At 65.8% G+C, this 19185-nt stretch carries 21 protein-coding genes; 6 read left to right on the plus strand and 15 right to left on the minus strand.

Translation table 11 applies throughout. The features are described 5' to 3' along the window. Window positions 1-20: 20 nt before the first annotated feature. From MFM001_RS18860 to MFM001_RS18890, 7 genes are all read right to left on the minus strand, one after another. A complete protein-coding gene (locus tag MFM001_RS18860) occupies window positions 21-1166 on the minus strand; it encodes a sulfotransferase (protein ID WP_116376800.1) in 1146 nt (381 codons plus the stop codon). After that, window positions 1163-1945: an SDR family oxidoreductase gene (locus MFM001_RS18865; RefSeq protein WP_116376801.1), complete on the minus strand. Its 783-nt coding sequence runs from the start codon at window positions 1943-1945 to the stop codon at window positions 1163-1165. Before MFM001_RS18865 ends, MFM001_RS18860 begins: the two co-directional genes overlap by 4 nt. A gap of 2 nt (window positions 1946-1947) precedes the next feature. Next, on the minus strand, window positions 1948-3075 hold the full coding sequence (locus tag MFM001_RS18870; protein WP_116376802.1) for a hypothetical protein: 1128 nt from the start codon (window positions 3073-3075) through the stop codon (window positions 1948-1950). 88 nt (window positions 3076-3163) lie between these two features. Next, on the minus strand, window positions 3164-3460 hold the full coding sequence (locus MFM001_RS18875) for a hypothetical protein (protein WP_116376803.1): 297 nt from the start codon (window positions 3458-3460) through the stop codon (window positions 3164-3166). Between the two features lie 19 nt (window positions 3461-3479). Beyond that, the gene (gene dmpG, locus MFM001_RS18880; RefSeq protein ID WP_116376804.1) at window positions 3480-4520 is read right to left on the minus strand and encodes a 4-hydroxy-2-oxovalerate aldolase; all 1041 of its coding nucleotides are present in this window, start codon (window positions 4518-4520) and stop codon (window positions 3480-3482) included. Next, a complete protein-coding gene (locus tag MFM001_RS18885; protein WP_116376805.1) occupies window positions 4517-5431 on the minus strand; it encodes an acetaldehyde dehydrogenase (acetylating) in 915 nt (304 codons plus the stop codon). The genes dmpG and MFM001_RS18885 overlap by 4 nt, the downstream gene beginning before the upstream one ends. Window positions 5432-5451: 20 nt before the next feature. Next, window positions 5452-6237, minus strand: a complete 786-nt coding sequence (locus tag MFM001_RS18890) for a 2-keto-4-pentenoate hydratase (protein WP_116376806.1) — start codon at window positions 6235-6237, stop codon at window positions 5452-5454. A gap of 72 nt (window positions 6238-6309) precedes the next feature. Between MFM001_RS18890 and kstD the strand changes: the two genes are divergently transcribed. Both kstD and MFM001_RS18900 read left to right on the plus strand, forming a co-directional pair. After that, complete coding sequence (kstD, locus tag MFM001_RS18895; protein WP_116376932.1) at window positions 6310-7968, plus strand: 3-oxosteroid 1-dehydrogenase; 1659 nt, start codon at window positions 6310-6312, stop codon at window positions 7966-7968. Between the two features lies 1 nt (window position 7969). Next, window positions 7970-8830, plus strand: a complete 861-nt coding sequence (locus MFM001_RS18900) for a MaoC family dehydratase (protein WP_116376807.1) — start codon at window positions 7970-7972, stop codon at window positions 8828-8830. Window positions 8831-8881: 51 nt separating this feature from the next. Here MFM001_RS18900 and MFM001_RS18905 read toward each other — a convergent pair whose 3' ends face one another. The 7 genes from MFM001_RS18905 to MFM001_RS18935 all read right to left on the minus strand — a co-directional run bounded on the left by MFM001_RS18905 (window position 8882) and on the right by MFM001_RS18935 (window position 15721). Then, entirely contained in the window at window positions 8882-9727 is an 846-nt protein-coding gene (locus tag MFM001_RS18905) for an endonuclease domain-containing protein (RefSeq protein ID WP_116376808.1), read from the minus strand. A gap of 117 nt (window positions 9728-9844) precedes the next feature. Next, window positions 9845-11005 carry a lipid-transfer protein gene (locus MFM001_RS18910; protein WP_116376809.1) on the minus strand — a complete coding sequence of 387 codons (1161 nt, stop codon included), beginning with the start codon at window positions 11003-11005 and terminating at the stop codon, window positions 9845-9847. Next, a complete protein-coding gene (locus MFM001_RS18915) occupies window positions 10992-11387 on the minus strand; it encodes a MaoC family dehydratase (RefSeq protein ID WP_116376810.1) in 396 nt (131 codons plus the stop codon). Before MFM001_RS18915 ends, MFM001_RS18910 begins: the two co-directional genes overlap by 14 nt. Beyond that, complete coding sequence (locus MFM001_RS18920) at window positions 11384-12313, minus strand: bifunctional MaoC family dehydratase N-terminal/OB-fold nucleic acid binding domain-containing protein (RefSeq protein WP_116376811.1); 930 nt, start codon at window positions 12311-12313, stop codon at window positions 11384-11386. The genes MFM001_RS18915 and MFM001_RS18920 overlap by 4 nt, the downstream gene beginning before the upstream one ends. Further along, window positions 12310-13473, minus strand: a complete 1164-nt coding sequence (fadE29, locus tag MFM001_RS18925; RefSeq protein ID WP_116376812.1) for an acyl-CoA dehydrogenase FadE29 — start codon at window positions 13471-13473, stop codon at window positions 12310-12312. The genes MFM001_RS18920 and fadE29 overlap by 4 nt, the downstream gene beginning before the upstream one ends. Then, window positions 13458-14471 (minus strand): acyl-CoA dehydrogenase family protein, encoded by a 1014-nt coding sequence (locus tag MFM001_RS18930; RefSeq protein WP_116376813.1) that lies wholly within the window; start codon window positions 14469-14471, stop codon window positions 13458-13460. Before MFM001_RS18930 ends, fadE29 begins: the two co-directional genes overlap by 16 nt. After that, window positions 14471-15721 carry a cytochrome P450 gene (locus tag MFM001_RS18935; RefSeq protein WP_116376814.1) on the minus strand — a complete coding sequence of 417 codons (1251 nt, stop codon included), beginning with the start codon at window positions 15719-15721 and terminating at the stop codon, window positions 14471-14473. Before MFM001_RS18935 ends, MFM001_RS18930 begins: the two co-directional genes overlap by 1 nt. A gap of 118 nt (window positions 15722-15839) precedes the next feature. Between MFM001_RS18935 and MFM001_RS18940 the strand changes: the two genes are divergently transcribed. The 4 genes from MFM001_RS18940 to MFM001_RS18955 are packed head-to-tail and all read left to right on the plus strand — an operon-like array spanning window position 15840 to window position 18279. Continuing rightward, entirely contained in the window at window positions 15840-17000 is a 1161-nt protein-coding gene (locus MFM001_RS18940; RefSeq protein WP_116376815.1) for a steroid 3-ketoacyl-CoA thiolase, read from the plus strand. Then, window positions 17000-17365 carry a nuclear transport factor 2 family protein gene (locus MFM001_RS18945; RefSeq protein ID WP_116376816.1) on the plus strand — a complete coding sequence of 122 codons (366 nt, stop codon included), beginning with the start codon at window positions 17000-17002 and terminating at the stop codon, window positions 17363-17365. The genes MFM001_RS18940 and MFM001_RS18945 overlap by 1 nt, the downstream gene beginning before the upstream one ends. A 9-nt stretch (window positions 17366-17374) precedes the next feature. After that, entirely contained in the window at window positions 17375-17827 is a 453-nt protein-coding gene (locus tag MFM001_RS18950) for a nitroreductase family deazaflavin-dependent oxidoreductase (protein ID WP_116376817.1), read from the plus strand. After that, a complete protein-coding gene (locus MFM001_RS18955) occupies window positions 17827-18279 on the plus strand; it encodes a nitroreductase family deazaflavin-dependent oxidoreductase (protein ID WP_116376933.1) in 453 nt (150 codons plus the stop codon). Before MFM001_RS18950 ends, MFM001_RS18955 begins: the two co-directional genes overlap by 1 nt. On the opposite strand, the gene MFM001_RS18960 is transcribed toward MFM001_RS18955, so the two are convergent. Then, window positions 18276-19181 carry an SDR family oxidoreductase gene (locus MFM001_RS18960; RefSeq protein WP_116376818.1) on the minus strand — a complete coding sequence of 302 codons (906 nt, stop codon included), beginning with the start codon at window positions 19179-19181 and terminating at the stop codon, window positions 18276-18278. The two genes, MFM001_RS18955 and MFM001_RS18960, sit on opposite strands and share 4 nt — an antisense overlap. Window positions 19182-19185: the final 4 nt, after the last annotated feature.

Genomic DNA, 19185 nt, shown 5'->3' on the forward strand with positions numbered 1-19185 from the left:
CCCTGGTAGCTGCTCGCGCATCACAGCCCGGCGAAGCGTTCCTTCACTGACTCCGCCGTGAGCCCGTAGTCGGCAAGCGAATACGTGTGCTTGGGCGCCCGCGGGCCGGTCTTGCTCTCCGCGTGGCTCTTTTCCATCGCGGCCCGGGCCTCGTCGGTCAGTGTCAGACCGAAGTGGCGGTAGATCCGTTCCACCGTGCCCAGCGGGTCGGCGATGAAGTCGCTGTACTCGACGTCGTAGAACTGCGCCGAATCGTATTTGGCCCGTGCGGCGTTGAACCGCTCCAGCCCGCGCGACCAGGTTTCCATCGAGTCGTAACCGATCTGGGCACCGGTGAAGGTGTTCGACCAGCCCTCGGCGGTGTGCTGGGCCAGCGAGCACATCGACGCCATGATCGTCTCGACCGGACGGTGGGTTTGGATGACGATCGCGTCGGGGTAGGTCGACATCAGTGCGTCGAGCGCGAACAGATGGCTGGGGTTCTTCAGCACCCACCGCTTGTCGGCATCGCGCAGGCCGATCAGCTGAAGGTTCTTGCGGTGCCGCCGATATGCCGGTGTCCAGTCCTGCCGGGATAGCCACCGCGCGTACGTCGGCAGGTGCGCCAAGGTCTCGTACGACACCGAATGAAACGACTGTCGCAGCAGCTGCCAGCACTCCTCGAGTTCGTCGGCGGCCATGAAGTGCAGGCCGGTGTAGTCCGGGTTCTCCTCGTGGTGGCGGTTGAATTGCGCATCGATCTGCTGATGAACCGGATTGGATTCCCAGGTTTCCCGCGGCGGGCGCGGCTGCGGGTATTCGGCCAGCCACATCTGCAGGCCCTGATGGGCCGGGTCCGCGCCGAGCAGCCGGTGCAGCGCGGTGGTGCCGGTGCGCACCAGGCCGGTGACGAAGATCGGCCGCTCGATCACGACGTCGGCATGCTCGGGATACTGCTTCCAAGCCGCCTCCGACAGCAGCCTGGCCACCAGCGCACCGCGAAGAAAGAACCGATTCATCTTGCTGCCCAACGGAGTCAGGTCCGCTTCGCGCCGATAGGACTCCAGCAGCACCGCCAGTGCCTCGCGGTAGTTGTCGTCGTCTGTGCCGAAGTCGTCCAGCCCGATGAACTTCGACGCCGAGGCGTGCAAGTCGTCGACGGTGCCGACATCGGTGCGGTCGGTCACGCTTTGTACTCCCCGCAGTTGACGTCCAGTGTCTGTCCGGTGATGCCGCTGGACAGATCGCTGGCCAGGAAAAGAATCGCCGATGCCACCTCGTCTTCGGTGGGCAGCCGCTTGAGGTCGGAATTGGCGGCGGTGGCGGTATAGATGTCGTCGACCGTGGTTCCGTACTTGCCGGCCTGATGGGCGAAGTACCCTTTGAGGGTGTCGCCCCAGATATAGCCGGGCGCAACGGAATTGACGCGGATACCCTGTTCGCCCAGCTCAGTGGCCAGCGATTGCGACATGGCCAGCAGCGCGGACTTGGCCATCTTGTAGGCACCGTACTTGGCCTGCGAGTGGCGGATCACCATCGAGTTGACGTTGACGATCGAGCCCTTAGCCTCGGCAAGCGCGGGTGTGAAACCCTGAATGAGTCGCAGCGCGCCAAGCACGGTGAGCTCGATGGCATCCCGGATATGTTGAAAGCTCGTGCCCGCCAACGGTTTCATCGACGGCACCCGAAACGCATTGTTGATCAACACGTCAACCTTGCCGTAAGCCGCCAGGGACGCCTCGACCAGATTGGCCACCTGATCGTCGTCGGTGATATCGGTGGAAACCGCCACCGCGCGCCGCCCGCTGTCGGTGATCTGCTTGGCGACGTCGTCGAGACGCTCCACGGTGCGGGCCGCCAGCACCAGGTCGGCACCGTCCCGAGCACAGCGGCGGGCCAGCGTGGTGCCCAGCGCAGGGCCCACCCCGCTGATCACCACGACCTTGCCGTCGAGCATTCCGGCCATCACTACCCCAGCATTCTGTTGGCGATTTGCGTCTGGCGCTGCGCAATTCGCGCACGCCAGGCGTCATCGGAAATCTTGTTGTGCTCGTAGTACGGCAGCGCGGCCGGCACCGCGTCGAAGTCGACGAGCTCGACGCTCGGCCCGTCGGCTTCGGTCAGCTGACGTGACACCCGCTGCCAACGGAACTGCAGGAAACCGCGCCGGTGCCCGAGCGTTTCGACCCAATTGGTGACGCCGGGGTTCTGGTCGGCCACCACAATCCGGATCTTGCCGTCGGGATCCGCTTGGGCCTGAGTGGCATTCAGCGACGTCTGGTGGTTGATGTAGTCCAGCGAGATGTACCACATGCTGCCCAGCTGGAAGCCGAGGTACGGCGCGTCGGTCACCGGCAGGGTGATCACCAGCGCCTGGTCGGGCCGCAGGTCGAAATGCCCGACCGACGAGTACTGCGTCGCCAGACCGCCGGGCGTCAACCGCGGCGGAACCATGGTGTTGACCGGGATGTCGAGATAGAACCACTGGGGAAACTGCAGCCAGGTCTTGATCCGCTGGACGAGTTGCTTTCCCGCTGTGGCGTAACGCTTTTCGATGGTGGCCCGGGTCAGCGGCGGCGGGGCGGTGCCCGCAGTGTCGACTCGTGATATCGCGATCGTGCCGCGCTGCTGGGACCAGTCGCCGTAGACTTCGCGGACGACGAGCTGCGCGGGCTTCTTGGGTGTGAAACGCCATTCGAAGCTGCCGTCGGAGGCAATGTCGAGTTCACGGTCGTCGAACGCGGCCTCGCTGACCGGCACGCCTTCGTCGGTGTACTCGCCGCCCAAGAGTTGGAAGCTCAGGTCAGTGGTGGTGCCACGCACTCCGGACACCACGTACGCGTGGCCTGGCTGTACGCGGGTGCCGAAGTACATGGTGTCCGGATTGTCCAGACCCATCTTGGTGAACGGTCCGGTGCCGCTGAGGAAGAACGGGTGGTCCCGGTCGTAGTGGAAGGCCAGATGGGTACAGGCGGCGACGCCTTGGGCCAGGTACTGCAGTCCTTCGAGTAGGTCGGCCTCTGTCTCGATATGTGGTGCGGCGGCCACGAGTTCCTCGGCCTCGGCGATGGCGGCAGCAAGTGGCTCAGAGAACACGCCTAGACGCTAGAACGTGTTCTAGTTTTCGTCAATGGGCGAACATTCCGCGGCGTTGACCGCGCCGTTCAACGACGAGCGCGACTCACTAGGGCGGGCACGCGTGGGACAGCTCGATCAGGTGCTGGCGTACGTCGGGATGCCGGTTCAGGTAGTCGATGACGTTGCCGTTACCGCCGTCGGCCGAAGCCTTGGCCTGCAGCTGCGCATGGAGGTCGGGATGGCGCTGCAGGTACGAGTCGATGGAACTACCCACGTCCTGATTGCAATCCGCAGCGGCTGTGCCGGCCAGGGGTACCGCGATCACCGTCGCGGCGGTCGCACTGAGTAGTCCGCCGACGAGCAGGCCGTACAGCCCGCGGTGACGTGTCTTGGATGTGCTCATGCGGGCCAGGTTACTCGGGCTACCTTTGTGCGGCCTGTGCGCTGGCTTGCTCCCGCTTGATCTCCAGCGCGATGTCGATGAGCTGGTCCTCCTGGCCACCGATCAACTTGCGCTGACCCGCTCGGTGCAACAGCTCGTGGGCGGGCACGCCATACCGCTCGGATTGCCGCACAGCGTGCTTGAGGAAGCTCGAGTACACGCCGGAGTAGCCCATGATCAGCGCGTTGCGGTCGAGCAGGCATTCCGCCGGCATCGCCGGGCGCACGACGTCCTCGGCGGCGTCGGCGATGTCGAAGAAGTCGATGCCGGTCTTGACGCCGATCTTGTCGAACACGCCGATCAGCGCCTCGACCGGAGCGTTGCCGGCACCAGCGCCGAAGCGACGAACCGACCCGTCGATCTGCTTGGCGCCGGCCCGAACCGCCTCGACCGAGTTGGCCACCCCCAGACCGAGGTTCTCATGCCCGTGGAAACCGACTTGGGCGTCGTCGCCAAGCTCGGCAACCAGCGCCGCGACCCGGTCGCGCACACCCTCGAGGACCAGTGCGCCCGCGGAGTCCACAACGTAGACGCACTGGCAGCCGGCGTCGGCCATGATGCGCGCCTGCGCGGCCAGCTTCTCCGGCGGAATCGTGTGCGCCATCATCAAGAACCCGACCGTCTCCAAGCCCAGTTCGCGGGCCAGCCCGAAGTGCTGGATCGACACGTCGGCCTCGGTGCAGTGGGTGGCGATCCGGCAGATCGAGCCGCCGTTGTCCTGTGCCTCTTTGATGTCCTCTTTGGTGCCCACCCCGGGCAGCATCAGGAACGCGATCTTGGCTTCCTTGGCGGTCTCGGCCGCCAGCTTGATCAGCTCCTGCTCGGGGGTCTTGGAAAAGCCGTAGTTGAAGCTCGATCCGCCCAGGCCGTCGCCGTGGGTCACCTCGATCACCGGCACCCCGGCCGCGTCGAGCGCGGCGACGATGGCGTGAACCTCGTCTTTGGTGAATTGGTGGCGTTTGTGGTGGCTGCCGTCACGCAACGACGTGTCGGTGATGCGGACATCCCAGATGCTGGTCATCGTGTGCCTCCCGCAACGCTGAGAGTCTCTTTGGCGATTTCCTCGCCGACCTTGGTCGCCGCCGCGGTCATGATGTCGAGGTTGCCCGCATACGGCGGTAGGTAATCCCCGGCACCCTCGACCTCGATGAACGTGGTGACCAGATGGTTGCCCCCGTTGACCACCGAGGGCTCATCGAACTGCGGCTCGTTGAGCAGCCGGTAGCCGGGCACGTAGGTCTGCACCTCGGTGACGACGTCGTGAATCGACTGCGCGATCGCGTCGCGATCAGCGTCCTCGGGGATGGCGCAGAAGATGGTGTCGCGCATGATCATTGGCGGGTCGGCCGGGTTGAGAATGATGATCGCCTTGCCGCGTTGGGCGCCGCCGATGGTCTCGACGCCCTTGCTGGTGGTCTTGGTGAATTCGTCGATGTTCGCGCGGGTGCCCGGGCCGGCACTGACGCTTGCGACGGAGGCGACGATCTCGGCGTAGGGCACCTCCACGACGCGACTGACCGCGTACACGATCGGGATGGTCGCCTGACCGCCGCAGGTGATCATGTTGACGTTCGGGGCGTCGAGGTGCTCCCGCAGGTTGGCCGGCGGGATGACGGCCGGCCCGACGGCCGCCGGGGTCAGGTCGATGGCCCGGATGCCGGCCTCGGCGTATCTGGGTGCGGCGGCCTTGTGGACGTAGGCGCTGGTCGCCTCGAACAGCAGGTCTGGCTTCTCGGACTGGGCGAGCAGCCAGTCGACGCCCTCGTGCGTGGTCTCCAGGCCCAGCTTGCGCGCCCGGGCCAGGCCTTCACTGTCCGGGTCGATGCCGACCATCCAGCGCGGCTCCAGCCACTCCGAACGCAGCAGCTTGTACAGCAGGTCGGTGCTGATGTTGCCCGACCCGACGATTGCGACCGAGGCCTTGGACGGCATGAACGCTCCTCTTATTCGAACTATTCGAACGACAGCCGGACGGACCCGAGGCCGGTGAACTCGGCGACGAAGTTGTCGCCGGGCCGGGCGTCGATGGCCCGGGTGCACGAGCCGGGTAACACGATGTCACCTTTTCGCAGCCGTACACCAAAGGATTCCACCTTGCGGGCCAGCCACGCCACGGCCGTGACCGGGTTGCCCAGCACGGCGTCGCTGCGGCCCTTGGCCACGACCTCGCCGTTGCGGGTCAGCACGGCGTCGATCGCGGTGATGTCGATGTCCTTGGGCGACACCCGTTCCGTGCCGAGCACGAACCCCGCCGAGGACGCGTTGTCGGCGATGGTGTCGCACAGCGCGATCTTCCAGTCGGTGATGCGGGTGTCGATCAGCTCGATCGAGGGCGCGAACGCGGCCGTCGCCTCGAGCACGTCGTCCTCGGTGCATTCCGCGCCGGGCAGGTCGTCGGCCAGGATGAACCCGACCTCGACCTCCACCCGCGGATAGAGGTAGTTCGCGGCGGGGACCGGCTTGTCCTCGAAGACCTGCATCTCGTCGAGCAGGTGGCCGTAGTCCGGTTCGTCGACGCCCATCATCTGCTGCATCGCCTTGCTGGACAGGCCCACCTTGTGGCCGACCACCCGGGCTCCCTCGGCCACCCGCTGACGGATGTTGATCAGCTGGATCTCGTAGGCGTCGACGACGTCGATCCCCGGGTGCCCAGCCGTCAACGGCGCGATCGGCCGACGGCTGCGCTCGGCCTGCGCCAGGTCGGCGGCCAGCTCGTCACGGGTGGCAACCGGGATCATTTGCCGAAGTCCCCTCGTCGGTGTGACCGGGCCAGTAGCGCCCGACCCGGGCAATTCTATAACGTGTTCTACATGACAGCTCAGGAGTTCGACGTCGTCGTGGTCGGAAGCGGCGGCGCCGGCATGGTTGCTGCCCTCGCCGCCGCTCACCGAGGTCTCTCGACAATAGTCATCGAGAAGGCCGCTCACTACGGCGGCTCGACCGCGCGCTCGGGCGGCGGCGTCTGGATTCCCAACAACGAGGTGCTCAAGCGCGACGGCGTCACCGACACCCCCGAAGCGGCCCGCACCTACCTGCACGGAATCGTCGGCGACATCGTCGAGCCGGAACGCATCGACACCTACCTGCAGCGCGGGCCCGAGATGCTGTCGTTCGTGCTCGACCACACGCCGCTGAAGATGTGCTGGGTGCCCGGCTACTCCGACTACTACCCGGAGGCCCCGGGCGGCCGGCCGGGCGGCCGTTCGATCGAGCCCAAGCCGTTCAACGCGCGCAAGTTGGGTCCCGATCTGCCCGGGCTGGAGCCGCCGTACGGCAAGGTGCCTTTGAATGTCGTTGTCATGCAGCAGGATTACGTGCGGTTGAACCAGTTGAAGCGGCATCCCCGCGGCGTGTTGCGCAGCCTGAAGATCGGCGCGCGCACGATGTGGGCGAAGGCGACCGGTAAGAACCTGGTCGGGATGGGGCGCGCGCTGATCGCGCCGCTGCGAATCGGTTTGCGGGAGGCCGGCGTTCCGGTCCGGCTGAATACCGCGTTGACGGATCTCTACGTCGAGGATGGCGTGGTGCGCGGGGTTTACGTCAACGACGGCGAGCTCATCAAGGCCCGGCGCGGGGTGATCCTGGCCTGCGGCGGTTTCGAGCACAACGAGCAGATGCGGGTCAAATACCAGCGTGCGCCGATCACCACCGAGTGGACCGTGGGCGCGGCGGCCAACACCGGTGACGGGATTCTGGCCGCCGAAAAGCTGGGCGCCACTTTGGAACTGATGGAAGACGCGTGGTGGGGTCCGACGGTACCGCTGGTGGGCGCGCCGTGGTTCGCGCTGTCGGAGCGCAACTCGCCGGGCTCGATCATCGTCAACATGTCGGGCAAGCGGTTCATGAACGAGTCGATGCCCTACGTCGAGGCCTGCCATCACATGTACGGCGGGGAATACGGCCAGGGGCCCGGACCGGGCGAGAACATTCCGGCGTGGCTGGTGTTCGACCAGCAGTATCGCGACCGCTACATCTTCGCGGGTTTGCAGCCCGGGCAACGCATTCCGCGCAAGTGGCTGGAATCAGGCGTGATCATCCAGGCTCCCAGCTTGGAAGAGCTGGCTTCAAAGGCGGGCTTGCCGGCCGACGAGTTCGTCGCGACGGTGCAGCGGTTCAACGGCTTTGCGCGCTCGGGCGTCGACGAGGACTACCACCGCGGCGAGAGCGCCTATGACCGCTACTACGGCGACCCCACCAACAAGCCCAACCCGAACCTCGGCGAGATCAGCCACCCGCCGTACTACGCCGCCAAGATGGTGCCGGGCGACCTGGGGACGAAGGGTGGCATCCGCACCGATGTGCACGGGCGAGCGCTGCGCGACGACGGCAGCATCATCGAAGGCCTTTACGCTGCAGGCAATGTCAGTGCCCCGGTGATGGGCCACACTTACCCCGGTCCGGGCGGGACCATCGGCCCGGCGATGACATTCGGGTACTTGGCGGCGCTACACATCGCAGGGGAGGCCTGACATGCCGATCAATCCGGACGTCGCACTGGGCGCCGAGTTCGGTGACGTCGAATTCTCGTGGACAGCAAGTAATGTGCAGCTCTACAACCTCGCGCTGGGAGCCGGCGCAGACCCGATGAATCCCAGCGAGCTGAGCTACGTGATAGATCACAAGCCGCAGGTGCTGCCGACCTTCGGCTGTGTGGCGGCTTCCTTCAACGACATCGAGCCGCCGAAGGTCAGTTGGCCGGGCGTCGACATCGACCTGGCCAAAATTCTGCACGCCTCGGAGCAGGTGAGCGTGCCCGCGCCGTTGCCGCCGTCGGGCAGTGCCCGCGCGGTCAGCCGGATCGTCGAGGTGTGGGACAAGGGCAAGGCCGCGGTCGTCGTGTTGGAAACGGCGGTGACTGCGTTGGACGGGTCGCCGCTGTGGACCCAGCGCCGCTCGATTTTCGCCCGCGGCGAAGGCGGATTCGGCGGCGAGCGTGGGCCGTCGACTACTACGGACGCGCCGGACCGCGCGCCGGATGTCGAGCTGGAGATGCCGACGCTGCCGCAGCAGGCCCTGCTCTACCGGTTGTGCGGGGACCGCAATCCGCTGCACTCCGATCCCGAATTCGCCGCTGCTGCAGGGTTTCCCAAGCCGATCTTGCACGGGCTGTGCACCTTCGGCATCACGTGCAAAGCGATCGTCGACGCCTGCCTGGACAGCGATGTTAGTCGGGTGGCCTCCTACGGCGCCCGCTTTGCCGGCGTGGTTTTTCCCGGCGAGACGTTGCGGGCGCAGCTGTGGCGTGAGAACGACCGCGTGGTGGGACACGTCGTCGCGCCGGGACGTGACGACGCGGTAGTGCTTAGCGGCGTAGAGCTGGTCTCGGCGTAGCTCTTTTCGCCGAGTGTGCGGCTAGCCGCACTTTCGTTCCCGAGCGTGCGGCTAGCCGCACAGTCGCCGAGCCAATGCCGTGCGAACACGGCTGACGATTTCGGCGGGCCGGTCCCCTGCGACGACCCGGATGACGATCCATCCGAGACGCTCGAGCGTTTCCAGTCGCCTGACGTCCCAGTTGTATTGTCGACGATCGCTGCGGTGGTGGTCACCGTCGTACTCGACAGCGACTTTCGGGTCTACCCAACCCATGTCGAGGTATGCGATGGCATTGCCGAATTCGTTGAGCACAGGAATCTGCGTCCGCGGCCTTGGCAGGCCGCCCTGGATCAAGACGACGCGCAGCCACGACTCTTTGGGTGACTGCGCCCCGGCGTCGAACAGATCTATGGCGTAGCGTGCTCCGGCGATGCCTCTGCGGCCGGCGTATCGGCGAAGCAGCAGATCCACGTCGTCCGCCTTGATCTTCGTTGCCCTGCCGAGCGCGTCGATGGCTGCGACAGCTGTCATGGTCGGGTACCAACATCCGAAGTCAAGGGCCGTCCTCGCCGGTGAAGTGATGGGCATTCCGGCCACCTCCTCTACCTCGTCTTCTTCGATACGTTCACGATGCGTTCGGATGCCCGGCGCGCTGCGCCCGTTGTTGTGAATCAAATCCACGACCAGCGCATCGTCAACCCACTTGCTGCCATGCAGGGCGGCTGCTGCGAATCCTGCGACCACGCCGCGGCGGCCGGTCCACAGCCAGCCTGCCTTCGCAAGTAGCTGCGCGGTGCAGTCGATATCGCGTTCGACATAGACATCTGGAAACAATCGCCGATGTCGTGTAGCCAGTTCGGTCTTGGTCAAGGTGCCTGTGGCGATGGCTTCGCTGCCGATGAACGGCTCTCCCATGACCCCGCAGGCTTGCACGACCAACCGCGGGTGTCACTTCAGCCGCCCAGTGTGCGGCTGGCCGCACACTCGGTCGCGAACGTGCGGCTCGCCGCACGCTCGACGAGCGGAAGGGGGTTAGCCCAGGATCAGGCCCGATGTGGGAACACCAGTACCCGCAGTGACCAGCACGTGCTCGACGTCGTCGACCTGGTTCACCGACGTGCCGCGCAATTGCCGCACACCCTCGGCGATTCCGTTCATGCCGTGGATGTAGGCCTCACCGAGCTGGCCGCCGTGCGTGTTGATCGGCAGCCGGCCGCCGATCTCGATCGCCCCGTCGGCGATGAAGTCCTTGGCCTCGCCCCAGCCGCAGAATCCCAACTCCTCCAACTGAATCAGGGTGAAGGGAGTGAAGTGGTCGTAAAGCACAGCGGTTTGGATGTCGGAAGGCTTGAGCCCCGACTGCGCCCACAGCTGCTTGCCGACCAAACCCATCTCGGGTAACCCGTCGAGCTCAGGCCGGTAGTAGCTCACCATCGTGTACTGGTCGGGGCTGGACCCCTGCGCCGCGGCCTCGATGACAGCCGGGCGGTGTTTGAGGTCTTTCGCGCGCTCGACCGACGTCACTACGATCGCGACCGCGCCGTCGGTCTCCTGGCAGCAGTCCAGCAGCCGCAGCGGCTCGGCGATCCACCGCGAATTCTGGTGGTCCTCAATGGTGATCGGCTTCTCGTAGAAGTAGGCCTTCGGGTTCTTGGCGGCGTGCTTGCGGTCGGCCACCGAGATGGCGCCGAAGTCGCGACTGGTCGCGCCGGACAGGTGCATGTAGCGCTTCGCGATCATCGCGACCTGTGCCGCCGGTGTGGACAGGCCGTGCGGGTACGAGAACGAGTTGTCCACGCCCGTCGAATCGGCGTTCTCGCTCAGCCGGGTCTGCACCTGGCCGAACCGCATGCCGGAACGCTCGTTGAAAGCGCGGTATGCGACAACACAATCCGCTACCCCGGTGGCGACGGCCATCGCGGCCTGCTGGATGGTCGCGCACGCCGCGCCGCCGCCATAGTGGATCTTGGAGAAGAACTTGAGCTCACCGATGCCGGCCGCACGCGCGACGGCTACCTCGGTGTTGGTGTCCATCGTGAATGTGGTCAGCCCGTCGACGTCCGACGGGCTGAGCCCGGCGTCGTCGAGGGCATCGGCCACCGCCTCGGCCGCCAGCCGTAACTCGCTGCGGCCGGAGTTCTTCGAGAAGTCGGTGGCACCGATCCCGACGATCGCGGCCTTACCGGACAGCATCAGGGGCCTCCAAGGTAGCGGTGGCGACCACGTGATCGCCAAGGCTGTTGCGGCCCACCACTTTCACGGTGATCAGGCCGTCTTCGACGGCGGTGACCTCACCGGAGAACGTCACGGTGTCGTAGGCGTACCACGGCACGCCCAGCCGCAAGCCGATCGACTTGATGACCGCCGACGGGCCGGCCCAGTCGGTGATGTAGCGCTGCACCAGGCCGGTGTCGGTGAGGATGTTGACGAAGATGTCTTTGGAACCCTTGGCCTGCGCCTTGTCCCGGTCGTGGTGGACATCCTGGAAATCCCGGGTCGCTAGCGCCGTCGACACGATGAACGTCGGGTCACCGTACAGCTTGAGCTCCGGCAGCGTAGTACCCACGGCTGTCATGCGTCCGGCTCCCACGCATACAACGTCCAGTCCGGAAAGTCCAGATACGTTGCCCGGACCGGCATTCCGATCTCCACGCGCGACGGGTCGACCCCGCGCAGCTCGCCGAGCATCCGCACCCCCTCCTCGAGTTCGACCAGCGCGATGACGAACGGCAACGTTCGGCCGGGCACCTTCGGCGCATGGTGCACCACGAAGCTGAACACGGTGCCCTTGCCGCTGGCCACGACGTAGTCGATCGGAGCTTCTTTGTCCTGCCACACCGCCGGCACCGGCGGGTGCTGCAGACTGCCGTCGGCGCGCTTCTGGATCCGCAGTTCGTGCGCCTTGATGCCGTCCCAGAAGAACTGCGTGTCCTTCGACGACGACGGTCGCATCAGTGCGTCGGGGTCGAGGTCGTCGGGCACCGCCGGCTTGTCGGCCTCACGCGGCCGGAATTTCAGGATGCGCCAATTCATTTCGGCGACATCCTCGTCACCGACCTGCCAGGTGATGTGCTGATTGATGAAATAGCCTTCGCCCAGCGCGGTCTGCTTGGGACCGACCACGTCGGTGAGCTCGGCGCTGACGCTGACTTCTTCGCCCGGCCGCAGATAGCGGTGGTAGGTCTGCTCGCAGTTGGTCGCAACGACCCCGACGTAGCCGGCGTCGTCGAACAACGTGATGATGCGGCCCAGCGGGTCGTCGTCCGGCCGCACGCCGCCCAGGCCCATCATTGTCCAGACCTGAATCATGGCCGGCGGCGCCACGATTCCCGGGTGGCCGGCGGCCTTCGCCGCCGCCTCGTCGACGTAGATGGGGTTCGCATCGCCCATCGCGTCCACCCAGTGGTGGATCATCGGCAGGTTCACCGGATCCCGGCCCAGGCGCGGCTTGCTCTTGCCCGCCGCTTTCACCTGCTCGACGGCGGCCTCGAAATCGCTCATCGTGGCACCCTCGGCACCTTGAGACCCGAGGCCGCGATCATTTCCCGCATCACTTCGTTGACGCCACCCCCGAACGTGATCACCAGGTTGCGCTTGGTCTGCGCGTCCAGCCAGGCCAGCAGCTCCGCAGTCTCCGGCTCGGCCGGGTTGCCGTACTTCCCGACGATCTCCTCAGCGAGCCGACCGACATACTGAACCCGTTCGGTACCAAAGACTTTCGTCGATGCGGCGTCAGCGACGTTGATGTCCTCGCCAGCCGCCGCCACCTGCCAGTTCAGCAGTTCGTTGATCCGCCACATCGCGTGGATCTCGCCCAGCGCGCGCTTGACGTCGTCGTGGTCGATCGGCGTGACGCCGTTGCCGCCCGGCTTGGACGCCCACGCGTGCACCCGGTCGTAGATGCTGGCGAACCGGCCGGCCGGACCCAGCATCACCCGCTCGTTGTTGAGCTGGGTGGTGATCAGCCGCCATCCACCGTTCTCCTCGCCGACCAGCATGTCGGCGGGAACACGGACGTCGTTGTAGTAGGTGGCGTTGGTGTGGTGGGCGCCGTCGGACAGGATGATCGGCGTCCAGGAGTAGCCGGGATCCTTGGTGTCGACGATCAGGATCGAAATGCCCTTGTGTTTCACCGCATCCGGGTCGGTGCGGCAGGCCAGCCAGATGTAGTCGGCGTCGTGCGCGCCGGTGGTGAAGATCTTCTGGCCGTTGACGATGTACTCGTCGCCGTGCCGAACAGCGGTGGTGCGCAACGACGCAAGGTCGGTGCCCGCCTCCGGTTCGGTGTAGCCGATCGCGAAGTGCACCTCGCCGGCCAGGATCGCCGGCAGGAACTTCTTCTTCTGCATCTCGCTGCCGTACATCTGCAGGGTGGGCCCGACCGTCTGCAGCGTCACCGCGGGCAGCGGCACGTCGGCCCGATGCGCTTCGTTGACGAAGATCTGCTGCTCGATCGGTCCGAAGCCCAGGCCGCCGAACTCCTTTGGCCAGCCCACGCCGAGCTTGCCGTCCTGGCCCATCCGCCGGATTACCGCGCGGTACGCTTCGTTGTGGCGGTCCGACTCCATCGCCTTGCGCTCTTCGGGCGAGATCAGGTTCGAAAAGTATTGCCGCAGCTCGGCTTGCAGCTGCCGCTGCTCCGGCGTCAGGTCGACGAACATTGCGCTCCCACCAGATCGAGACGATGCGACGGCCCGCCCAGCAACCGGGTCAGGTCTTTGATCGTCGAGTAGTACCGCGGCATCGGATAGGTGATGTCCATGCCCATCCCGCCGTGCAAGTGGTGGCAGATCTGCATCACCGGCGGCGCCTGCGAGGTGATCCAGTAGCCGAGCACGTCGAGGTCGTCGTCGGCGTCGCGGCCCTCGGCCAACCTCCACACCACCGACGTCGACGCCAAGGAGATTGTGCGCGAGGCGATGTAGACCTCCGCGAGTTGCGCCGCGACTGTCTGGAACGTCGAGAGCGGCTTGCCGAACTGGTGCCGGTTGGTCACGTAGTCGGCGGTCAGGCGCAGCGCGCCAGCCACCAAACCGGCGACATACGCTCCCACCACAGCCAGCGCCAGTTGATTCACTCGGTGCGTGGTCGCCTCGTGCAACACACCGTCGACCTCCGCGTCGGAGAACGTCACCGCGTACTCGTCGGATCCGTTGGAGGTCGGGGTGCGCACCAACTCCACACCAGAAGCCTTGGGCGACACCACGACGACGGCGCTGTCGGCAGTCACGATCATCCACTCGGCTTGCTCGGCATAGCCGACGCCGATCTTGGTGCCGGACAACCGGTTACCGGACAACGTCACAGCAGGCCGCTCCGGCAGTGCGACGCCGGGTTCGTTCAGCGCCGCGGTGAGAATCGATCCCTTGGCCAAGCCTGCGAGGTAGCGGTCCTGCTGCTCGGAGGAGGCCAGGTCCAGCAGCGGCACGGCACCGAGCCCGAGAGTCGCCAGGGCCGGACCGACGAAACCGCGCCGGCCGATCTCGGTCAGTGCCGTCGCGACTTCGGACAGGCCTACCCCGTCGCCGCCCAGTCGTTCAGGCACCGGCAACGCCGTCACACCGCCGGAAACCAGTGCCTCCCAGCTCAAATCGCGGTCCAGCACCGACGTGACCACGTCGGCGACAGCCTGCTGCGCCGGGTCGAGGGTGAAATCCATCAGTGCACCACCGGACACTTACCGGTGTAGTCGACCTGCCAGTGCTTGATGCCGTTCAGCCACCCCGACCGCAGCCGCTCGGGCGTCGAGAGCGGTTTGAGGTCAGGCATGTGATCGGCGACTGCGTTGAAGATCAGGCTGATTGTCATCCGCGCCAGGTTGGCGCCGATGCAGTAATGCGCCCCGGTGCCGCCGAAGCCGACGTGCGGGTTCGGGTTGCGCAAAATGTCGAACGTGAACGGATTCTCGAAGACTTCTTCGTCGAAGTTGGCCGAGCGGTAGAACATCACCACCCGCTGCCCCTTCTTGATCTGCACCCCGGAGAGCTCGTAGTCCTCCAACGCGGTGCGCTGGAACGCGGTGACCGGGGTGGCCCAACGGACGATCTCGTCGGGCGCGGTCTCCGGGCGTTCCCTCTTGAACAGCTCCCACTGCTCGGGGTTCTCGGAGAACGCAATCATGCCGTGCGTGATGGAGTTTCGGGTGGTCTCGTTGCCGGCGACAGCCAGCATCACCACGAAGAACCCGAATTCGTCGTCGGAGAGCTTCTCGCCGTCGATGTCGGCCTGAATCAACTGGGTGACGATGTCGTCTCCGGGATTCTTGGCCCGCTCCTCGGCCATCTTCATCGCGTACATGATCAGCTCGGCCGACGACATCGCCGGGTCGATGTGCGCGTATTCGGGATCCTCGTTGCCGGTCATCTCGTTGGACCAGCGGAAGATCTTGTCCCGGTCGTCCTGGGGAACGCCCAGCAGACCGGCGATGGCCTGCAGCGGCAGTTCGCATGACACCTGTTCGACGAAGTCACCGGTTCCCGCCGCGGCGGCGGTCTTCGCGATGTTCTGCGCGCGGGCATCGAGTTCGTCGCGCAGCCGCCCGATGGCACGCGGGGTGAACCCACGCGAAATGATCTTGCGCAGACGGGTGTGGTGCGGCGCGTCCATGTTGAGCATGACGTTGCGCTGGAGGTCGATTTGCTCGCGCGTCATCTCCGGCGGCCAGACCGGGATGGCACAGTCCTGCTGAGAGGAGAAGACGTCACTGCGGACGGAGATCTCCTTGACGTCCTTGTGCTTGGAGATCGCCCAATAGCCCTTGTCCCCGAAGCCGCCGGTTCCACCCGGAACGTCGACCCAGAAGATGGGCTGCGCCTTACGCAGCTCGGCAAGCTCCTTGACCGGCAGACCCTTGACGTTGATATCAGGATCGAGGAAGTCGAACCCGGGGGGAAGATTAGGGGTAGGCATCGCTGGCTCCTCATTGCAACGTGTTCTAGTGCCAGTAAAACACGGCTCCACCGCAGACCAAAAGGTGTGAGCGCATCCTCGCTTGTCAGAGTAATGAAACGTGTTCTAGCCTGACCGCATGGGTAACCCGGTAATCGTCGAAGCCACCCGCAGTCCGATCGGCAAACGCAACGGCTGGCTGTCGGGGCTGCATGCCACCGAGCTCCTTGGCTCGGTGCAAAAGGCGCTGGTAACCAAGGCCGGCATCGACCCCGGTGCCGTCGAGCAGGTGATCGGCGGATGCGTCACCCAGTACGCCGAGCAGTCCAACAACATCAGCCGCACCGCCTGGCTGACCGCGGGTTTGCCCGAACAGGTCGGCGCCACCACCGTCGACTGTCAGTGCGGCAGCGGCCAGCAGGCCAACCACCTGATCGCCGGGCTGATCGCGGCCGGTGCCATCGACATCGGCATCGCCTGCGGCATCGAGGCGATGAGCCGCGTCGGCCTGGGCGCCAACGCCGGCCCGGACCGCAACTGGCGCGCCGAATCGTGGGACATCGACATGCCCAACCAGTTCGAGGCCGCCGAGCGGATTGCCAAGCGCCGCGGCATCACCCGCGAAGACATCGACGAGTTCGGGTTGGCCTCACAGCTGAAGGCCAAGCAAGCCTGGGACGAGGGTCGCTTCGACCGGGAGATCTCGCCGATCGAGGCGCCAGTGCTCGACGAGCAGAAGCAGCCGACCAGTGAGCGGCACATGGTCAGCCGCGACCAGGGTCTGCGCGACACCACGCTGGAGGGCCTGGCCGGGCTGAAGCCGGTGCTTGACGGCGGTATCCACACCGCGGGCACGTCGTCGCAGATCTCCGACGGCGCCGCGGCGGTGCTGTGGATGGACGAAGAAAAAGCCAAAGCACTCGGCCTGAAGCCGCGCGCCCGGATCATCAGCCAGGCCAACGTCGGCGCCGAGCCCTACTACCACCTGGACGGCCCGGTGCAGTCGACGGCCAAGGTGCTCGAGAAGGCCGGCATGAAGATGGGCGACATCGACATCGTCGAGATCAACGAGGCGTTCGCGTCGGTGGTGCTGTCCTGGGCGCGGGTGCACGAAGCCGACATGGCCCGGGTCAACGTCAACGGCGGCGCGATCGCGCTGGGCCATCCGGTGGGCTGCACCGGCAGCCGGCTGATCACCACCGCGCTGCACGAGTTGGAACGCTCCGATCAGAGCACCGCGCTGATCACGATGTGCGCCGGCGGTGCGCTGTCGACCGGCACCATCATCGAGCGGATCTAGTGGTTTCCGACGCCGATCGGATCGCGGCGGCCCAGTCCTACATCGACGCGCTGGTCACCCACAACGGCGACGCGGTTCCGTTCGCGCCGGACTGTGTGCGAATAGAGCAGGGCATCAAGACTGGTTTCTCCGGAAATCATTTGCGGCGCAGCCTGAATCGGGGTCCGCAGTTCCGGCTGATCGAGGCGACGACGCTGCCGGATTTCACCGTCGACGGCGAGGTGGTGCGGGCACGGTTCGACGTGATCACCAAGCCGTCGCTCGCCGGCCGGCGGGTGGGGGCGCACGTGGACGAGACGTTTCTGGTCCCGGATGGCAAGATTCACCACATCCATGCTCGCCTCCGCCCATTCATCCAGCGATAGGGATCACCGATGGCCAATCCGCCGCGTGCACTGAACTCCGCCGGCACTGGCGTCTTAATCAAGTGGATGTCGCGCACTAACGCATTGCTGTACAAGGCGACCGGCGGCAAGCTCGGCGGCAAGTTCCTGCAGGGCGCGCCGGTCGCATTGCTGACGACGATCGGCCGCAAGACGGGCCAGCCGCGGGTAAGTCCGTTGCTGTACCTGCGCGACGGCGACCGTGTGGTGCTGGTCGCGTCGCACGGCGGCCGCGAGAAGAACCCGATGTGGTACCTGAACCTCAAGGCCAATCCCAAGGTTTCGGTTCAGATCAAGAAAGAGGTGCTCGAGCTCACCGCGCGCGACGCCACCGAGGAAGAGCGCGCCAAGTACTGGCCGTCGCTGGTCGAGATGTACTCCTCCTTCGAGGACTACCAGTCCTGGACCGATCGGACCATCCCGATCGTGGTCTGCGAGCCCTGATTACGCAGCGGCACTGGATCCGCAACTCGCGTGTCCTCGCGTGGTTGCTGAAATACTTTGCCCGCGCCCACATCTGGGTCTATCGCCGCACTAACGGTCGGCTGGGCGCCAGACTCTTGTGGTTCCCGGCGGCGCTGTTGACCACCATGGGCCGCAAGTCCGGTGAGCCGCGGACCACTCCGACGCTGTACCTGCGCGACGGCGACCGGGTGATCCTTCCCGCTTCCTTCGGTGGCCGCGCCGAAAATCCGACCTGGTACCTCAACCTCAAGGACAATCCTGACGTCGAGGTCCAGATTCGTTCCGAGCAGCTGCGTTTGGTGGCCCGTGATGCCACCGACGAAGAGCGGCAGCGCTACTGGCCGTCGCTGATCAAGATGTATCCGCCGTACCGCGGGTACCGGCAGGCCACCGACCGGGTGATCCCGTTGGTGGTATGCGAACCGCGTTAGGCCCCGTACACCGGGACCGGCGGCCGCGCCTTGGCCAAAAGGTCGGCGACGACGGGTCCGAGCTCGGCGGGATCCCACTTGGCGCCCTTGTCGACCTGCGGGCCGTGCGCCCACCCCTCGGCGACGCGGATGATGCCGCCCTCGACCTCGAAGACCTTGCCCGTCACGTCTTTCGACTCGCCGCTACCAAGCCAAACCACCAGCGGTGAAATGTTTTCCGGTGCCATCGCGTCGAAGCCCTCGTCGGGCTTGGCCATCATTTCCGCGAAAACGGTCTCGGTCATGCGGGTCCGGGCGGACGGCGCGATCGCGTTGACGGTGACGCCGTAGCGGCCCATCTCGGCGGCGGCCACTAGCGTCAAAGCGGCGATACCGGCCTTGGCGGCGCTGTAGTTGCCCTGCCCGACGCTGCCCTGCAGGCCCGCGCCGGAACTGGTGTTGATCATCCGCGCGTCAACGGTTTTGCCGGCCTTCGACAGGCCGCGCCAGTACGACGCCGCGTGCCGCATCGTGGCGAAGTGACCCTTGAGGTGCACGGCGACGACGGCGTCGAACTCCTCTTCGCTGGTGTTGGCGATCATCCTGTCCCGCACGATGCCGGCGTTGTTCACCAGGACGTCTAGACCACCGAACGTGTCGACCGCGGTCTGGATCAGCTCGGCCGCCTGGTTCCAATCCGCGACGTTAGATCCGTTGGCGACGGCTTCGCCACCGGCAGAGGTGATCTCGTCGACGACGCTCTGTGCCGCGCTGCCGCCGCTCGCCGGCGATCCGTCCAGGCCGACCCCGATGTCGTTGACGACGACTCGCGCACCTTCGGCCGCGAAGGCCAGCGCGTGCGCGCGGCCGATACCGCCGCCTGCTCCGGTGACGATGACCGCTCGGCCGTCGAGCAAACCCATATCC

It is taken from the genome of Mycobacterium sp. MFM001 (assembly GCF_003402475.1).
Lineage (GTDB): Bacteria > Actinomycetota > Actinomycetes > Mycobacteriales > Mycobacteriaceae > Mycobacterium.